Origin of the sequence: Microbacterium ureisolvens (assembly GCF_019511645.1) — a bacterium.
Taxonomy (GTDB): Bacteria; Actinomycetota; Actinomycetes; order Actinomycetales; family Microbacteriaceae; genus Microbacterium; species Microbacterium ureisolvens_A.
Genome location: NZ_JAEUAX010000015.1, coordinates 62,092 through 78,089, shown reverse-complemented (window position 1 = coordinate 78,089; position 15,998 = coordinate 62,092). Strand labels below are relative to the sequence as shown.

The 15,998-nt window shown below is 65.7% G+C and carries 13 protein-coding genes; 6 read left to right on the top strand and 7 right to left on the bottom strand.

The annotated features are described in order from the left end of the window. Nucleotides 1-48 precede the first annotated feature (48 nt). The 6 genes from JNB61_RS18375 to JNB61_RS18350 all read right to left on the bottom strand — a co-directional run bounded on the left by JNB61_RS18375 (nt 49) and on the right by JNB61_RS18350 (nt 6,604). Complete coding sequence (locus tag JNB61_RS18375) at nt 49-1,659, bottom strand: lipopolysaccharide biosynthesis protein (RefSeq protein ID WP_220340583.1); 1,611 nt, start codon at nt 1,657-1,659, stop codon at nt 49-51. A gap of 4 nt (nt 1,660-1,663) precedes the next feature. Next, entirely contained in the window at nt 1,664-3,181 is a 1,518-nt protein-coding gene (locus JNB61_RS18370) for a hypothetical protein (protein WP_220340582.1), read from the bottom strand. 55 nt (nt 3,182-3,236) lie between these two features. Further along, nucleotides 3,237-4,523 (bottom strand): hypothetical protein, encoded by a 1,287-nt coding sequence (locus JNB61_RS18365; protein ID WP_220340581.1) that lies wholly within the window; start codon nt 4,521-4,523, stop codon nt 3,237-3,239. Then, a complete protein-coding gene (locus JNB61_RS18360; RefSeq protein ID WP_220340580.1) occupies nt 4,520-5,569 on the bottom strand; it encodes an acyltransferase family protein in 1,050 nt (349 codons plus the stop codon). The genes JNB61_RS18365 and JNB61_RS18360 overlap by 4 nt, the downstream gene beginning before the upstream one ends. A gap of 25 nt (nt 5,570-5,594) precedes the next feature. Continuing rightward, nucleotides 5,595-6,317 (bottom strand): hypothetical protein, encoded by a 723-nt coding sequence (locus JNB61_RS18355; RefSeq protein ID WP_220340579.1) that lies wholly within the window; start codon nt 6,315-6,317, stop codon nt 5,595-5,597. 128 nt (nt 6,318-6,445) lie between these two features. Then, nucleotides 6,446-6,604 (bottom strand): hypothetical protein, encoded by a 159-nt coding sequence (locus JNB61_RS18350; RefSeq protein WP_220340578.1) that lies wholly within the window; start codon nt 6,602-6,604, stop codon nt 6,446-6,448. An 834-nt stretch (nt 6,605-7,438) separates the two neighbouring features. Between JNB61_RS18350 and JNB61_RS20575 the strand changes: the two genes are divergently transcribed. From JNB61_RS20575 to JNB61_RS20335, 6 genes are all read left to right on the top strand, one after another. Continuing rightward, nucleotides 7,439-9,184 (top strand): glycosyltransferase family 4 protein, encoded by a 1,746-nt coding sequence (locus tag JNB61_RS20575; RefSeq protein ID WP_220340577.1) that lies wholly within the window; start codon nt 7,439-7,441, stop codon nt 9,182-9,184. A 108-nt stretch (nt 9,185-9,292) separates the two neighbouring features. Next, nucleotides 9,293-10,279, top strand: coding sequence for a hypothetical protein (locus tag JNB61_RS18340; RefSeq protein ID WP_220340576.1), 987 nt, complete (start codon nt 9,293-9,295; stop codon nt 10,277-10,279). After that, nucleotides 10,251-11,303, top strand: coding sequence for a glycosyltransferase family 4 protein (locus tag JNB61_RS18335; protein WP_220340575.1), 1,053 nt, complete (start codon nt 10,251-10,253; stop codon nt 11,301-11,303). The genes JNB61_RS18340 and JNB61_RS18335 overlap by 29 nt, the downstream gene beginning before the upstream one ends. Nucleotides 11,304-11,314: 11 nt before the next feature. Beyond that, a complete protein-coding gene (locus tag JNB61_RS18330; RefSeq protein ID WP_220340574.1) occupies nt 11,315-12,526 on the top strand; it encodes an O-antigen ligase family protein in 1,212 nt (403 codons plus the stop codon). Beyond that, complete coding sequence (locus JNB61_RS18325; RefSeq protein WP_220340573.1) at nt 12,523-13,806, top strand: oligosaccharide flippase family protein; 1,284 nt, start codon at nt 12,523-12,525, stop codon at nt 13,804-13,806. The genes JNB61_RS18330 and JNB61_RS18325 overlap by 4 nt, the downstream gene beginning before the upstream one ends. 331 nt (nt 13,807-14,137) lie before the next feature. Beyond that, a complete protein-coding gene (locus JNB61_RS20335) occupies nt 14,138-14,269 on the top strand; it encodes a hypothetical protein (RefSeq protein ID WP_262927530.1) in 132 nt (43 codons plus the stop codon). 229 nt (nt 14,270-14,498) lie between these two features. On the opposite strand, the gene JNB61_RS18320 is transcribed toward JNB61_RS20335, so the two are convergent. Beyond that, on the bottom strand, nt 14,499-15,473 hold the full coding sequence (locus JNB61_RS18320) for an acyltransferase family protein (RefSeq protein ID WP_220340572.1): 975 nt from the start codon (nt 15,471-15,473) through the stop codon (nt 14,499-14,501). Nucleotides 15,474-15,998 lie beyond the last annotated feature (525 nt).

Below are 15,998 nucleotides of genomic sequence, written 5' to 3'. Positions count from 1 at the left end.
CGGCCCCGCCCCGCGCGCCCCGCCTCCGAGGTGGCGGCGCCGCCCGGGTCAGCGGTTCTGCTCGAGCTGGCGCTTCTCGATCTCGGCGTCCAGCACGTCGCCGGGCGTCGCGGCGTCTTCCAGCAGCACGGCCTCGTACGCCTCCGCGGCGGCCGGGGCCGCGGCATCCTCCGCGCCCGACTCCGTCTCCTCGGCACGCGCCTTGGGCTTGCGCATCTGCTTCACGAACCCCATGATCTGCGCCACGTCTCGTCGGTAGGCGGGAATCAGCAGCAGCGGCCCCATCACAATCGCCCCCGCAACGCCGCCGACCAGAATCTCCAAGATCGGCACCAGATCCACGGCGCGCGTCGCGGCGAACGCCGCCCCGAACGCGAGCAGGGCGAACACGAGCGGGCGCAGCACCGGGAAGACGATGTCGCTGCCGCGCACGAAGGTGCCACGGATCGCGAACGCGAAGCCCGGGATGAGAAGCAGGGCCGACAGGATGCCGTAGGTCAGGGCGAGCCCGTAGATCCCGCCCCACCAGATCCCGACGAAGAAACCGACCACCACGAGCGGCCGGGCGACGAGGTCGTAGAGCAGCTGCTGGTGCGAGCGGCCCATCGTGATGAACAGCCAGCCGCGCACCTTGCCGATGCCCTGGGCGATGCCGGCGATGGCGAGGATGCTGAACAGCACCGCCGCCTGCTCCCAGCCGGGTCCGAGGAGGATCGCGAACAGCGGCTCCGACACCGTCGCGAGGATCGCGTACGTCGGCAGCGTGAGGTACCCGATGACGAGCAACGCGCCACGGATGTAGCGCCGGTAGCGGTCGCCGTCGTCCTGCAGCTTGCTGAGGACGGGCAGGGCGACGCGCCCGATGGGCCCGTTCAGCTGCTGAAGCGGCATGAGGAACAGCGCGTACGCCCGTGAGTACTGGCCGAGCACGGACGGTCCGAGCTGCTGGCCGATGATGACGGTGTCGGCGTTGCGCTCGACGTAGTTGAGCAGCTCGGCGCCGAAGATGCTGCCGCCGCGCGACACGAGCGGCACGACGTCGCGGTGGATCCGCGGCCAGCCCGGTCGCGGGCGAAGCGCCACCCACAGCATCACGAGCCGCACCACGAGCCCGGTGCCGACCAGCAGGATGAGCGACCAATAGCCCCACCCGAGCAGCCCGCCGGTGATCGCCGCCGCGACCCCGCCCACCATCGACACGACGTCGATGCGGGCGAGCAGCGCGAACTTCAGCTCGCGGGTCGCACGGGCCTGCAGCGGCATGGTGAGCCCGTTGACGATGAGGCTCGGCGCGATCACGAGCGTGATGAGCACGAGCTGGGGCTCGTTGTACAGGTCGGCGATGAGCGGCGCGCACGCCGCGAGGATGCCGCCCAGCAGCACGCCGAGCCCGAGCGCCAGCCAGAAGAGACTTCGCCAGGCGCGCTCCGAGATCTCGCGCGCCTGGATGATCGCCCCGGTGAGCCCGAAGTCGCGGACGAGGTCGATGATGCCCGAGATGGCGGTGACCATCGCGACGAGACCGAAGTCCTCGGGGCTGAGCAGCCGCCCGAGCAGCATGATCGCGGCCAGCTGGATGAGGGTCTTGCCCCACATCCCGCCCATGGTCACGACGATGCCGCGCGAGGCGCGGTGGGCGAGGTTCGCGTCCACGTTCACGGCGTCACGACCAGATCTGCGCCAGGTACGCGTCGGTGGGTGCCGGCGTCAGCACGTCGAACTGGGCAGCACCCCACTGCTCGAGCGACGGATCGGCCGTGAAGGCGCCGTCGTTCGCGGGGCGCACCGTCGACGACACGCGCGTGTTGCGCACGGTGCCCCACGTGGAGTCGTAGATCGAGCCGAACACGTAGGAGTCATAGGCATGCAGCTGCCCGGGCTCGCCGGAGCCGTTGATCGCCTGGTTGATCGTCGGCGGCTCGGTGCCGTCAGGCTGCGGGTATCGCACGCGCACCGCGGTCGCCTGCGAGGTGAGCACGCTGTGATCGACAGTCACGAAGGGGGTTCCCTTGCGGGGATCGGATGCTGGGGACCCGCCGATCTGCAGAGCGCAGTTGCGCGAGCCGAAGAAGGTGGAATCTCGCACCGTGAGACCGCGGTACCAGCCGCTGCCGTACATCTGGAGCGTGTCGAGGTGATCGGTCGCCCCCACGGGCCGGAAGACGGGTGCGACGTAGCAGCCTTCGAACACGCTCTTGTCGAGCGTGGAGCCCGCGCCGGCGGCGTAGCCGAGCGGGTCGGTGATGCCGGTCCTCGGCTCGAGCACCACGATCTCGTACGCCCCGCAGTTCTCGGTCACGGCGTTGTACGACGAGGCGATGCTGAAGCCCGTCGTGAAGCGCGACTGGGCCCAGGCGCTGCGGGTGCCGTTGGTGAGCAGCATCCGGTCGCCGTTGATTCGCGCGAAAGTGACGCCGTATACGTCACGCAGCCGCGCCGGGTCTGAGATGGTGACGCTGCCCCAGCCCTCGAGCGGCGAGACGAGCACGTTCTGGCCCCAGTTCGCGTTGCCCATGCCGCGCAGCACCGGGGTCGAGCCGCTCGACGACCCATTGCCGGGAAGCGTTCCCGGCCGCACCCGGATGTGCATACCCGCCGCCGCCTGCTCCGCCGTGACCGCGCGAATGGCCGCGCCGATCGCGGCCCACGTGCAATCGACATCGACCGTGTGCGGCGCGACGGCCCCGATCCACGGGGTGTGCGGGGGCCAGTGCGTGCCGTTGGGGCCGAACGAGCGCACGACCGCCGGCCGCGTCTGCCCGTATCCCTCGATCACCGTCGTCTTAACGTCGACCGCAGTGCCCGATTCGAACACCGTCGCGGTCGCCACGCTGCCGTTCGGCAGAGGCTGCACGTTCGCCCGCACGCGGATGTTCGCCGATGCCCCGGGCGCCAGCACGCCGATGGCGGTGGCCGTGCCGGTGGGGCTGACCGTGATCGTCCAGCCGTCGAGCGCCTCGGCGTCGGTGAAGGTGGTAGAACCGGTCGCCGTCACCACGAGCATCACCTGCGTCGCGATGTTGGGAGTGGAGTTCTTCACCCCGAAAGCGAGCCACTGCTCGCCGCTCGCCGCCACGGGTTGGGCGTCGAGCGTCAGCTGCACCGGCTCCTCACTCGCCGCCGCGAGCGGCGTCTGCGCGGCGACCATGATCACCGGCGTCGCCCATGCTCCCGCCCTCAAGACCGTTCGCCTGTTCAGCTCCATCCCCAGTCCCATCCCCAGTGTCCTCCCCAGGTCACTTCCAGATCGACTTCAGGTACTCAACAGTGGGGCTGGGCGTCAGCGAGTCGAACTTGGACGCGCCCCACGAGTTCATCGAGCTGTCGTAGGTCCACTTGCCGGAGGCGACCGGGTTGCGGGTGAGCGCCTGGTCGTACGAGACCTTCGTGTTCGAGACGGCGCCCCACTTGCTGCGGTACATCGAGCCGAAGATGTACGAGTCGTTGGCGTACAGCTGGAAGTCCTCGCCGATGCCGTTGATGGCCTGCGCGAGCGACGGCGTGTCGGCGCCCGCCGGCTTGGGGTAGCGCGCGCGGATCGCGGTGGCCTGCGAGGTGATGATGCTGTGGTCGACCGTGAGGAACCGCGTGCCCTTGTTGGGGTCGTCGGCGCGCATGCCGCCGATCTGCAGGGCGCAGTTGAGGGACCCGAAGAACGTCGTGTCGCGCACCGTGAGCCCGCGGTACCAGCCCGACCCGTACATCTGCAGGGTGTCGACGTGGTCGGTGGCGCCGGTGGGGCGGAACACCGGGGCTGAGTAGCATCCGTCCCACACGCAGTCGGTCATGACCGAGTCGGCGCCGGCGGCGTAGCCGAGCGGGTCGGAGATGTCGGACTTGACGTTGCTCATGACGATCTCGTACGCGCCGACCTCGCGCGTGGTCGCACCGTACGACGAGGCCATGCTGAGGCCGTCCGACATGACGGACTGCGCCCAGGCGCTGCGCGTGCAGTTGGTCAGCAGCACGTCGACGCCGTTGATGCGGGCGAAGGTCACGCCGTACACCTCTCGCAGGCGCGCGGGCTCGGTGATGATGACCGAGCCCCAGCCGTCACGGGGGGAGACGAGCACGTTCTTGCTCCACTGCGCGCTGCCGAGGCCCTGCAGCACGGCCTTCGACCCCGACGAGGCGCCCAGGCCGGGAAGGGTGCCGGGCTGCACCTTGATGTGCACGCCGGCGGCGGCCTGTGATGCGGTCACTGCGAGCAGCGCGGTGCGGATCGCGGCCCACGAGCACGGCACCTCGACGGTCGTGACCGCGTCGTTGATCCACGGCGTGTGGGCAGGCCAGTGGGTGCCGTTGGGTCCGAACGAGCGCACCACGGCGGGCCGGGCTCCGCCGACGATGGCCGCGGGCGCACCAGTCGGTGCGACGGCGCTCGCCGAGGAGGAGGGAGTGGATGCTGTCGCCGAAGGCCCGCCCGTCGTCTGGGCCGGCGAGCACATGGCGGTGGCCGCCGCGGGTGCGGCGACGGCGAGAAGGCGGACGAAGGATCGGCGGCTGAACGGGCTGGTGGTCATGGTGCGGGCCTTCCGTCGGTGGTGGAGAGCGTTCCGGGGGAGTGCGCAACGGTTCCCGAATGGCGGGCGGGCCACGCGAACAGCAGGTCGAGGGCGGGCAGGACGCGCAGCAGGTGCACCATGACGACGCCGGCGCCGAGTCCGAACACGAACCCGACGGCGAGGGCGATCCAGGCGTTCCCCGTGAGGGCGCCGAGGGCGACGCCGGCGCTCGCCGGCCACCAGTGCACGATGTAGTAGACGAGCGAGTCGCGTCCGACGGCGCGGAGGGGACGCAGCATCCGTGCCGATCCGAACCGGCGCGCGATGACGATGGCGATGCCGATACCGCCGGCCGCGAACGGCGCCGACAGGGCGGTGTAGCGCAGGCCCACTCCCACTGCCGCGGCGGCCACGGTGGCGAGTGCGAGTGCCGCGCACGCCCAGACCACCCAGCGGCGGGCGAGTGTGCGCTCGAGGGCGCCGACGTGCTGCGAGAACCACACGCCGATCATGAAGAACACGAGCAGCAGGAAGAACCGCCGCACGCCGAAGTCGGGCACGAGGGCCGCGGCGACGAGTGCGCCCGCGGCGATCCAGACCGGCGGCACGCGCGGCGTGACGAGCGCGACCATATAGAAGAGGAACAGGTCGTAGAGGAACCACAGGTGCTCGACCGGGTCGTACAGCGGCAGGAGCAGATCCCACGGGGTGACGACGTGCGCGGTGACGCCACCTACGACACCTTCACGGATGCCGAAGCCGTAGAGGAGTGCGAGCGCGATGATCGACCACACGATGTAGGGCCAGAGTACGCGGCGCACTTTGCCGGTGACGTAGGCGCGCGGCCCGCGGCGGAGCGATCCGGCGACCAGCAGGCCCGACAGGAACACCATGAGCGGCATGCGCACGGGGGAGAAGATCGTGTTGAGCACCCACGCGACCTCGGGGGCGCCGAGCGGGGAGGAGCTCGCGAACAGGATGGCGTGGTTGAACACCACGAGGATGATGGACGTCCCGCGGAGGACGTCCATCCACTCGATGCGCGACTTCTCGACCGCTGCCATCAGAGTTCCTCGAGCTGCCGCCCGCTCACGTTCTCCGGCGCCGGCTCAGCGCGATTCCGATGACGATGGCTGCCCCGGCGGCGATGGTCGCGGCGACGGTCCAGCCGATGGCTGCGCCGGTCGAGGCGAGCGCACCGTCGGCAGCGGCTGACGTGGGGGTCGCCGCTGCCGACGGCACTGGCGTCGCCGAGGCCGTCGGCACAGGGGTCGTCGGAGAGGGAGTCGGCGACGCCGTCGGGGAGGGTGTGGGGGTCGGAGTGGGTGTCGGCGTCGGCGTGGGAGTCGGCGTCGGGGTTGGCGTGGGAGTCGGGGTGGGCCCGCAGCCGATGACCGTGACGAGCGGGCTCGGGTAGGTGATGAGTCCGGTGCTCCACGAGGGCTCGTCATCGCCGCGGGCGGCGTAGCCGTAGGCGATCGCCGACGTGTCGTGGAGGTCTTCGCAGGGGTGCCCGGTGATGGTCACCTCGTGGGTGCGCACTTCGCCCGGCTCGAAGCGGGTCGGCCCAAAGGTGTAGACCCTGCCGTCGGGACCGTTGACGCGCGCGACGCCCCAGGCGGGAACCGATGACGCGTTGCGGGTGGACACCGAGATCTCTGCCACTTTGGGCGAGGTGAACTCGATGACGACGCTGACGTCGCCGACCACCGCGCTGCTTTCGGCCGATGCCGCGACCGCCGCCAAGGTTCCGCCGCCGAGGCCGAGGGTGATCGCGGCCGCCAGGATTGTGACTCGTCTGCCTCTGTACATGTGCTCCCCAAGCCCAAAGAGAGAAAGCCCGGGGCCGTTCCCTTCCGGCTCCGGGCGGCAGTGCCCCATCTGGGTGCCACGCTACGGCGATTCGACCCGCGGGGGGTTACTTGCGCGTTTCGTCTCGGTTAAGCCCGGTGTTCAGGCGTTTGGTGCGCAGGGGTGTCGCCGTAGTAGTGCCGGACGGACTCCCGCGAGTCGATGACGAGGAGCGCGTAGAGCGTGACGGCCGCGGTGGCGACGAGGGCGAAGAGCGCGAGCGCGACGGTGGTGAGGACTCGGATCACGGTGGGGGCGAAGCTCCGGGGGCGAACTGTGGCGAGAGAGGGGACCGGGTCAAGCTTAGGTGCCGGGGCGCCCCTTCTCGGGTACCGCGTCCTGTCGTGCTGCGGGAAGGCGCTGAGAGCACGCTAGGACGCAGGGGTTGATCGGTGGAGTATTCGCTGGCAGGAGTGCACGGCGCCTGGCACTCGCACACGAGGCAACCTGATGCACCTCCTGCCCAACATCCAAGCGCTGGGGGTTGAGCTGGCCGGCGGGGGCTGTGCCGGATCCAGATTGGGCATCCAGTCGTTTCACCGAGGACCACTACACCGGGACGGCTTTGCATGTGAATGAGCGTCGTCACAGCCCCTCGGTCCGTTCCTGGCGGAACGCGATCAACGAGGAGCCACCAAGCGGATCACTGGCTATCGTCCACGCTGCGACGACATAAGCTTCGCACCGCTGATAGCGTGGGTCATCGTCCAAGACACCGGCGTGAAGACGACGCCTGGTGGCGACGGCACGCACGGACTCTGGACCCCACGACCAGTGACCAGGATGGAATCGGCAAGTGCGCGATCGTAGGAGCATCGGACAAGGCAGGATCCCGGATCCACTCGGCAGCTCGCTGCGGTGCCGGGCAGGTGAGCGTGACTGACAGGGTCCTCCGGCTCGCCCGAAGCTTGCTGCTAGAGGCCAGATTCCGCCTGCGAAACAGGTTCTCCCGCGCGTCTGTGTTGGGGACCTGCGAAGCCGTCGTGTCGATCGCTACATACGGTCGCCGTACGGAGCGGGCCTACCTCGCGATCGAGTCGATTGGCAGTGGGTATGCTCGACCCGCTCGGATGATCTTGTGGGTGAGCGACCAACATGTGGTGGATAATCCCCCCAAGTCGCTTAGCCGCCTCGCGAAACGAGGACTTGAGATCCGCCTCTGTGAGGATCTTGGGCCGCATAAGAAATACTTCGCTGCACTTGATCTCGACCGAGTACGGGAGGGTGCAGCCCTCGTAACCGCAGACGACGATACTTTTTACCCGAGAGGTTGGCTGCTCGCACTCGCTGTCAATGCAGCGAGATATCCCGGGCACGTCGTCGCGCACCGAGCCTATCGCGTCAGCTTCGACGAGGACGGTCTCGCGCCGTACGCTACGTGGCCGCACGCGCGCCAACTCGACACCGGCCCGCAGGTTTTTCCCACCGGCATGGGCGGTGTGCTATATCCCGCGGTCGCTACCGACAAGCTTCGCGCCGCGGGTCGTGGCTTCACCACCCAGGCGCCGCGAGCGGACGACGTGTGGATTCATTCGGTGACCAGCCGCGCGGGCATCCCCGGATTGAAGATCGGCGCAGATGGCGACGCGGGCGCGTTCTTGCCTGTGCGGGCCGCAGGGGAACCCGCGCTTGCCGTGGAGAACGTCCAGCACTCGGGCAACGACAGTCAGATCAGAGCATGCTATTCCCCAGCAGACGTGAGCATGCTGCGTGCGGAAACCGCGAGTGTGGACCCGCATCTCCTAGTCGCCGTACTGGCAGAGAGCAAAGGCACCGGTGGCGCGGAGAAATTCATCACACGGCTAGCCTCAAGCGTCCACGCCGAGGGTGTGGCGAGCATATTGGTTGGTGAGATTGCGGGCTGGCGCGGTGCTCTCGAGGTGCCCGCGCACCTCGGACCTAAGTGGCAGACTCTGAACCTCCCGCACGGGTTCGCCAGGCTTCCGCTCCAACGGCATCGGGTGCGGAGAATTCTTGCCAGTGTGCGCCCGGACGTGGTGCACTGTCACTTCAAGCGAGAGCAGGTGGGCTTCACTGGAGCTGCCGCGAGAATCGCTCCGGTAGTTTGGACTGAGCACGGGCGCTTTCCGCGCCGAGTTTTTGGCGCCGCGCTTCGCCCCTTGTACCACAGAGCTTCCCGAAATGTGGCCGCCGTTGCGTCGGTATCCAAGATCGTCGATGAAGACCTGCGCGCGCTCGTCAAGAACGAGCAGCGACTGGTAATTGAAAATGGCATCGACCTCTCTCACTTTCGAACACCGACAGTTAAAGAGCGCTCCGCTGCTAGGCGGCGAATCGGGGTCTCCGATCAGTTCGCGGTCGCTGTGGTTGGGCGGCTCGACGAAAGCAAGCGCCCCGCGCTGGCTATGGAGGCTTCTGTTCGCGCCGACGCCAGCGTAATCGTCGCTGGAACTGGACCCCTTGGGCGCGAGCTTCGCGAGCGCTTCGATGCGCCGAGGACGCACTTTCTCGGGCAGGTTGACGACCCTCGAGACGTCTACTGGGCGGCGGACGCGCTCATCTTTGCGTCGGATGGCGATGGAGAAGGTGCCCCGACGGTGATCCTTGAGGCGGCCGCATGCGGCTTGCCAATAGTCGCAACGACGGACTCCGGATTCGCAGACTGGGCCACCGAGTTGGGCGGTGTAGGTGCCTCCGCCACTGTTGATGCGATCGCCAACGCTCTCGTCGCCCTGCTTCGTGCGAATCGGCCGGTCGATCGTGCTACTCCCGCCGGGGACTCGGAGCAGCTGCTCGACATTTCGGGCTGGGCCAAGAAATATTCCGGTCTATATCGCCGAGTTGCCGAGCGGGGCTCCAGTGTTTAGCGCCTATGGGGGCGACACCACTCGTCTGCTTGATGGTGCTGCGCGGCTCCCCGCGGCGGGTCGAGCGAGCGGCAGGCGAGAGCGCATGATCGTCTGTGGGGTGCATGCGTGAGGATCACAGTTATCAACCCCCTTCGCGGCACCATGACGCATTACTCGCGAGAGATTCAGCAAACGCTGGAGGCGGCGACCGGCGCGGACCGTGTCCACGTCGTCTCACTGTCGGAGCCGTCGACGGGCGAGGTGAGCCGCATCCGATGGGTGGCAAACTATCTCGGTGCCCTCGGCAAGTACGGTCGGTGGTCGAGATCCGATCGAGTGATAGTGACTTGGCCGGTCCTCGGGCTTCTGGATCTGATATTGATTCGCTTGCTTGCCGGCCCGCGGGGGGTTCTGATCATCCACGATGGATCGCCGCTGGTGCGTTCTGTGGGATACGGGCGCGTCGCCAGGCGCCTGATCGGAATCATTCGGCCGCGCGTGGCGGTGGTCGTCCATACTGAATTCGCGAGGTCACACATCCAATCGGCGTTCGTTCGCCAACAGGCCAGATTGGCTTTACACCCGATCTCGATTGGAGAGGCCATAGTAGCCGACGCTCGATCAACGGTTGTGCGCGTCCTCGGTCAGTACAAGCGGGATCGCGATGTGGACCTACTTCGCGATCTTGGGGCGACTGGTTCTTTCGAGATCGAGGTTCGCGGACGAGGCTGGCCGTCGATCCCGGGCATCGACGTTGAAGAAGGTTTCTTGGACGAGAGGACACTTGTTGATCTACTTCGTTCGTCCAGTGTCGTGCTGATCCCGTACAAGCGCTTCTACCAGTCGGGAATCGCGATACGAGCGGTTGAAGTAGGAACGCCCGTAGTGGCGGCGTCGTCCGAGTTCATGGAGTTGCTCGCGCCGACTCGCGATTGGAGCCCGCGTGACCCATCACGAGTTGAGTCTTGGGAGCGTGCCATTCGAAACGCGGGCCTCGACGCCGGCGCTGGTACGGTCGAAGTTCGCGACCACTACTTCCATCGGGCAGTCGCAAGCTGGCGGAAGGTGCTGTTGGAGGGTGGGGATGATGGCAACGCTGCAAGTAGTTCCTGAACTTCGCAACTACCATGTCGACCTGCTCACGGATGACGTTGCGGCGCTTCTGTACTTCGATGAAAAGTATGATCTTGAGCAGAGAACATCGCGCGATGAACGCATCCGTCAGGTCTCAGTCATGGGCGCTGTCGTCGAGGCTTTTTCATCTGACTGCGACACTCTTGACATATTCGAACCCCTTTGGGTGCGCAACCTCCACAAGTGGGCGGTTATCGCTTTCGCGTGGAAAATAGGGCACGTCATGAGGCGTTCCCGCGTCGTTTCCTACTGTATGGAGAATAATTCGATCTCTGCTCTCGTAGCCGGACGCGGTCGAAACAGGCGTCTCGTCACGTGGGTGTTTACGCGAGTATTGGGTCTCGCCATGTCGATCGTGTATACACGTCTCGCCTTTGCCTCCTCCGGAGCGGCAGCTACATATCAGCGATTGAGACTTTCCCCGCGGGTGCGCTCCCAAGTGTTCACCAGCCTCCCCTCGCCTGATCCGCTGGCGGTGACTTCAGGGGACCGCAGCGGTGTTGTCTTCGTGGGGCGACTAGAGGAGCGCAAGGGCATCGAGTCGCTTATGCGCGCCTGGAGCGTAGTCGAAGAGCAGCTGCCCGACGCCCGACTAGACATCATCGGCGACGGACCGATGGCTCCGGAGGTGCGCGCCTGGGCCACGACAGAACGGCGCGCATTTCATTCGTCGATGGCGCACTCGCTAGTGAAGAGCCTTCTCCTCGAACGCTCTGTCCTCGTCCTGCCCTCTATCCGCTCGGGTCGCTGGCGAGAGCAGATTGGTTTGCCGATTCTGGAAGGACTGTCGGCGGGGTGCACAATTGTGGCCAGCGACGAGACCGGCCTCGCCGAGTGGCTAGCAGATCAAGGACATCGCGTGTATGACTCTTCGTCGTCGACGGGCCTAGTAGGAGCGTTGTTGGCTGCGCTCAATCAGCCGTTGCAAGTGCGAGAGGTGGTCGCATCGTTGCCTTCGGTGCCAACTCGAAAGACCGCGGTTGAATGGCTGAGACGCGCCTAGGGTCAGAGGTCGTGCCGCGAGTGGACGGCAAAGTGGTCTCGGCCCTCTTCGTGTTGATTGGGTTCACGAGCATGTTTCGTGATCTGCAAATCTCGAGCCTGCACGTAGCCAATCTTCTGACCTTCCTCGGCTTCGCTGCGACTTTCGCACGAGGGTCGACCCTACGCACCGCTACGCGGGACGTGTTGCTGCTCATTTTCGCGGTGGCTGCGTTATGCCTCTCGATGGTCGGTAGCGTCTATTACGTGAACGGGCTGCTTTGGGTCCAGTTATGCATTCAAGCTCTTTCCGCAGTTCTCGTAGCCGCAATGGTTGACTGGCGCCGACTCAAACTGATTTCTGCAGGCGTCATAGCAGGTGCGACTGTATCAAGCGCTACCGCCATCCTGCAGGAATTTCGGATCCTGCCGAGCGAGCTTTTCATCGACTCAAGTGGGCTGATCCGCCCAACGGGACTTGTAGGTGAACCGGACTGGGTTGGTCTTTACGCCGCATTTGCACTCGTGGTACTCCTTCGTTGGCAGACCGCTCGGACGAAGCTCCGGGGTTGGCTGATCGTGATAAACGCGCTTGCGCTACTTTTCAGTTTCGCGAGGGCTGCCTGGCTCGCGTTGGTGGTTTCACTGATCATCGCTCTCGTAATGACGCGTGCGCGCGGACGCCCGCAGTATTTCGACCTCCGCCTGGGTTGGAAGCCAGTCGTTGCTACATTAGCGGTCGGCAGCCTCGCTGCCCTGATATTCCCTGATGTGGCCAACACCGCCTGGACGCGAGTGTTAAGCATTTTTTTCCTCGAGCATCGAGATGACAACGCGCAGTACCGAGGGCAACAGTTGGACGGTCTGATTGCGCTCGCCCAGAGCGCCCCGTGGAACGGGTACGGGCTAAGTGCAAGCGCACGGGTGACGATCATCGGGCAAATCGAGACAGCCGCGTCTGTAACGACGCAAAATTCTGTAGCAACAAACTGGGTCCTGGCCTTGGCTGCTGACGCGAAGGTGCTCGCGGTGCCGTTCATATTGTTAATTGGTCTGCTGTCTGTTTTCCGGGCGAATACATTGGGTGGACAGTTGACGCTCGTCGTCGCCATCAACTCACTATTTTCGAACGTCATGTATAACCCGGTCTGGTGGTTGGCGGTAGCGATCCTTGTGGCCGCTGAAAAGACGGGCGGCCTGGGAGAGAGGACCAGCAAGGTTCGAAGGGCGCGGCAGAAGAAATGAATACCTCGCGTTCCGTTGCGATCACGTCACTGGCGAACCTTGTACCGCCCCTAGTAGGTCTGGCGGTCGCGCCAATCCTGGCGAGTTCGCTCGGCGCCGCCGGCCGCGGAGAAGTTGCGGCGGCATCGGCCCCTCTCCTGTTGGTGATTGGTGTATTCACGTTGGGCCTTCCCGAGGCCTTCACTTACTACTACGCCAAGCATCTTGCACTGAGCAATCGGACGTTCCTCTACGCAGTGTGCTCAGTGTTTGGCGCTGGATTGGCCTCAGCCGTACTGATCTCCCTCTTCGCCGGTTGGTTGGCCGCCGGGGATGCCGACCTGGCACGCCTCATTGCAACCTTGGGATGGTTGACGCCGTTTGCTCTGCTCGTCGCCCTCCTCCGAGGTCGAGCAATGGGCCGCGGCAACTGGGGCCTGGTGTTCTGGGAGCGCCTAATCGGTTCTGCGAGCCGGTTGGCCTTGATCGCGGCGCTGGCAGCGACTGGGCATTTGTCGGTCTGGAGCGCGTCGATCACGATTGGAATCACTTCCTTTGCGGGCGGTGTGGCTTATCTAATCCCGCGGCGGATCGCCGCAGCTGCGGTGCCAGCGCCAGTGGGCTATGCAGAGTTGTCGAGCTTCGGTCTTCGCGTGTGGGGCGGCTCCGTGGGCGGGATTCTACTTTCGCGGGTCGACCAGTTGATCATGCTGCCGCTTGCGGGCGCTTACGAACTGGGTATCTATGCAGTTGCAGTTTCTATCGTCGACGTTGTGCTGGTCTTCAACGCGGCGGTGGGTAACGTGGTCTTTTCGCTGGAATCACGCGAATCTAACGACGCGCGACTGACTCGCGCAGCACGAATCTCGACCATCGGCACGCTGCTGATCGCGGGCGCATGCGCGATCGTTGCGATCTGGCTCGTGCCTCTGCTCTTCGGAGCGGACTTTGCGCAGTCAGTGCCGGTGTTTGCCATCCTTGCACTTGGTGTCGTCCTCGGGAATCCGGGTTCGGTTGCGGGGGCTGGTCTAAACTCTCGCGGCCATCCCGGGCTACGGAGCGTAAGCCTCCTAGCGGCAACGGCCGTCAACATCGCAGCTTTGTTCGTGCTTGCGCCGGTGCTGGGAGCTCAGGGCGCTGCACTAGCGACTCTCGCTGGCAATTGTGTGGCGGGATTCCTCAACATCTTGTGGTTGCGTCACTTCCGGGTCGCGCGCGCGCGCGACTTCATCCTTATTCGTCGCTCCGATGCTCGGGCAGCTTGGAGCGCGTGTATCAAAGTTGCGCGCGGGGAAAGATGAGGACTTGGCGGTGTTCGTCGACATCTCTCGGATCGGTGGCAGAGTCGATGTGACGGACACCATCGCAGATGGCGGCAGTGGCAAACCTCGGGATCCTCGGCGGTTCCGAGGTGGCGGACGGCGCGGCCCTCTCGCTGCAAAAGTCGGCGAACGGTGGTAATGCCTCGTTCACTCTGAGCAAAGCAAACGCGAGCCTCACCGTCTATGACGGGACGAACCAGACCGCTTGCGAATTGCACAAGGGCCCGCATCCTGCTACGTCGTCGTCCACGACGCTCTGGACGCTCAAGGCGCCGTGTAGGTGGCAGTCGCGGGGAAGTAGCTGCTGAACGTGATGTTCCATCAGGTCGACGGAACGACCGGCATCTCGTTTGCCACGTTCAAGTCGTTCATGGACTACCTCGTGACGGTCAAAGCAAACGTCATCACTGCGGCGACCGCGCTTGAAATGACCGCTACCTAATCGCGTTCAAGCTTCTGCCGTGCCCACTCGCGGCTCCGGTACACACCGACCGCGGCGATAGCGATGAGCGCGCTTGCAATGAGGGCCGTGAGTCCTCCAAGCATGTCGCCGAGCGTATCGCACGGCCCAGGACGTGCCGCTATCCAGCGCAGATTGCGGCTCTCGCGACCTGGCCGCGCATCCTGGATGATGCGGGGATCACGACTGTGGTTAGCGCCACGCAATCGCCTTACGGCGTAGCCTGACGCACCCGCTGTTGCCGCGGCGCTCCGATGAGGAGCGGCGACAGCGGCGTCCTCGCCACAACGAGGGCGGCAGCCCACGGCAGCACCAACGCCAGCGCGAAGTCAAGCAACGATCCGTCTGCGGGTGTGTCGAGCACCCACAAGATCACCGCGTGGGTGAGGATCACCATCGTCCCGCACGACGCCAGAGCGATGAGTGCGCGGCCTGGCGCCGCGCCAAGCTTCGGTACTAGTGTCTCGGAGAGCACCACTAGGCCGCCCGAGATCATGACGGCGACCAAGACGCTGAGCCCCGCCGTGCCAAAGTCGGCTCGCTTCATGTCGAGGGGCGCAGACAGACCTGTCGCGACGAGCACCGCTGCTACCGCCAATGCGGCAGCAGCGAGGACGGTCGGTGCCGGAATCCGGTCGCGCAATGCCTTCAGCGCGTATCCGGCGATCATGAAGATGAGGGCCGGGACCGCGACGCCGATCGAGAGAGGGATGCCCGCGACGAGATCCGGCCTCAACCCCGCCGCAATGAGTCCAGCGGTGCCCACCGCGACGATCGCCAACGGCCAACGGTCCAGTAGGCGGAACAGGATGCAGGCTGCAAACAGGGCGCTCATGAACCAGAAGGCCGAGAGCGGCCGTCCGATGTATTCGCCCCCGGCAAGGATGCGAAGCGGGACTTCGATGGTCAGCTGGCCGTTGTAAGCAAGCCACCCCATGTACAGCGTGCCGATGACGACCAGCCAGAAGGCGTACGGCACGCCCAGGGTGCGCCAGCGGTTCCGAGCCTCGCTCGCGAGCGTGCGGCCGGTGCTCCACAGGTACCCGCTGAGGAAGAAGAAGACCGGGACCTGCCACGTGTAGATCAGGTCACGCGCAAGCTCGCCGCTCCACACGTGACCAGCTACGACAGCCGTGATTCCGAGCACACGGATGGCGTCGATTGCTGCGGATCGCTCTTTGGGCATGACCGGCAGAATAGCGCCCCCGCGTTTCCATCTATCGCACGCACAATGCTCTAGCCCCCCGGCCCCGAGGCCGAGGGGCTCAGTGGCGCCCGCAATGGCGCTCAGAGCATGTCGAGCGCCAACGGAACCACGTCGGCGCGGATCCCCGGCGGAGCACTCACTGTCGACGGATCTTGACGGCATGGGTTGGGGTTGCGCCTCGACTCCTATCCCGCGAAGGGTGCCAACCCATGGGTCCACGCCGTTCAGCTCGAGGAGTCTGATGCGCCTCTCGGTGATCGCTTTGTTGCGTGTACCGAGCTCGCGCGGCGCAAGGTCCTCCAGCTTTTTGCGCTCGGCGTTATAGCGCGCCCGACGCGGGCCGCTTCCCGAGCTGGCGAGGGCGAGGCTCGCGATGATCGGTACGACGGCGGCGAGGATGGCGAGCACAGGTCGAGGGCGTGGGAGCGTCTGTAACGTGAAGGATCAGCCACAGTCGTCGACGCCGGCGGCGGGTGACTGCTTTTCGCCATACGACGGTGTCGA

What these genes read in the sequence shown, in the direction of transcription:
- JNB61_RS18365 (WP_220340581.1), bottom strand. Translation starts at nt 4,523, where the DNA reads ATGACCACCAGCCCGTTCAGCCGCCGATCCTTCGTCCGCCTTCTCGCC.
- JNB61_RS18360 (WP_220340580.1), bottom strand. Translation starts at nt 5,569, where the DNA reads ATGGCAGCGGTCGAGAAGTCGCGCATCGAGTGGATGGACGTCCTCCGC.
- JNB61_RS18355 (WP_220340579.1), bottom strand. Translation starts at nt 6,317, where the DNA reads ATGTACAGAGGCAGACGAGTCACAATCCTGGCGGCCGCGATCACCCTC.
- JNB61_RS18335 (WP_220340575.1), top strand. Translation starts at nt 10,251, where the DNA reads ATGATGGCAACGCTGCAAGTAGTTCCTGAACTTCGCAACTACCATGTC.
- JNB61_RS18325 (WP_220340573.1), top strand. Translation starts at nt 12,523, where the DNA reads ATGAATACCTCGCGTTCCGTTGCGATCACGTCACTGGCGAACCTTGTA.
- JNB61_RS18320 (WP_220340572.1), bottom strand. Translation starts at nt 15,473, where the DNA reads ATGCCCAAAGAGCGATCCGCAGCAATCGACGCCATCCGTGTGCTCGGA.